The following is a 1346-nucleotide window of genomic DNA, read 5'->3' on the forward strand; positions in this document are numbered from 1 at the left end:
GGTTTACAGAAAAAGACAAGCCGCCACGTTTACCTTGGTTTATCAGGAGCCCCTTTGCTAATTTTTTATATTATTCAACGCCTATAACAGAAGGTCTGAATGACAGAGAGCATCATGAACATCATCTCATGGCAGAGAGGGTTGGTGGTATTGAAACGCGCCCCGTTAATGTGAGTGTAATTTATGGGATCAAGACATGAGGAGTTGAAATGTCATTAAAACCGTTTGCGATATCAGAGATTAGCGACCCGTCTCAAGTACGGGTCGTTTTGTATTCTGGGGGAGGTTTTGTCCATGCGCCGCTTACTGGCGTTTTTGATTTACTGAAAGCCGCTTTGAAAACAGAGCTTGATGGTTCACTGAAAGATTTAGAGAAGCGCTTAGAGACCTTAAGAGAAGAGTTTGAAGATTTGAAAGAGTGTTCATTAGACGAAGTGCTCTGAATGATGTGAGGACGAAAACAGATGAAGATACCCGATCATGAACATGAATATTTGATACCTGTTGCAACGAAAGAGGAAATCAGAGAAGGGACTTCTCAAGACAGCGTTGTTGTTCCGAAGCTTTTAGGGACGGCCTCTTTGTATTCGTATGAAACCTTTGCGCCGTTAGAGCAGGTTGTTAATGCAAGGAAAGAAGCAGAAAAAGCCATGGCGCGTGCGAATGGCGCGCAACAGGTTGCAGAAGAATCGAAGAGGGTTTCGGAACAAGCGCTTAGCGAAGTGACGAAAACAGTTCAAACAGCGACAACAGCGCTTACGACGTCTCATGAAGCGAAGGAAGAAGCTAAAGCAGCGACGACAACGGCTAGCCTTGCGAAAGAGACAGCGGATACAGCCAATGGCTTAGCAGAAGAAGCCAAGAATACTTCTGATGCAGCGAAGCGCATGGCAGAAGAGACAAAAGGAGCAGTCGATAGAGCCTCAGGGGAAATCAATAGTACGAAAGGTTCCCTTTCTACGGCATTACAACGTTTTGAAGAGGTCAAACAGAGCAGTGAGAATGCTGTTAATTTATCGACCGAAGCCAAGAGGTTAGCCGATGAATCGAAGACCATTGCAACGCGTGCAGAACAAACAGCAAGAGAAGCTTCACAAACAGCAACAGAGACGACGCAAGTAGCAGCGACGGCGGTAGCAACGTGTCATGAAGTTAAGACTGTAGCCATGCAAGCAAGTCTAAAGGCAGATGGAGCCAAACAGGCAGCCGATGATGCCAAGGATATTGCAGAACAATCAAAAGAGTTATCAGAAGGTGCGACATCTTCTGTTACAGAACTCACAAAAACAGCCTCACAAGTACAAGCGGGAGTAGAGACAGCATTAACAGCTTCAAGAGAAGCCAAA

Annotated in this window: 1 protein-coding gene and 2 pseudogenes; all 3 read left to right on the forward strand. The window is 45.5% G+C overall.

All coding sequences use genetic code 11. The features are described 5' to 3' along the window. Nucleotides 1-200 (forward strand): annotated as a pseudogene (locus ACFINZ_RS08710) (phage tail protein); the annotation flags it as partial. A 9-nt stretch (nt 201-209) separates the two neighbouring features. Next, nucleotides 210-443, forward strand: coding sequence for a hypothetical protein (locus ACFINZ_RS08715; protein ID WP_375611072.1), 234 nt, complete (start codon nt 210-212; stop codon nt 441-443). A 21-nt stretch (nt 444-464) separates the two neighbouring features. Further along, nucleotides 465-1346 (forward strand): annotated as a pseudogene (locus ACFINZ_RS08720) (hypothetical protein); the annotation flags it as partial.

The sequence above is a fragment of the Bartonella sp. AA81SXKL genome, from assembly GCF_042196945.1.
GTDB lineage: Bacteria > Pseudomonadota > Alphaproteobacteria > Rhizobiales > Rhizobiaceae > Bartonella.

Coding starts and splice junctions, on each gene's coding strand:
- ACFINZ_RS08715 (WP_375611072.1), top strand. CDS start 210: ATGTCATTAAAACCGTTTGCGATATCAGAGATTAGCGACCCGTCTCAA.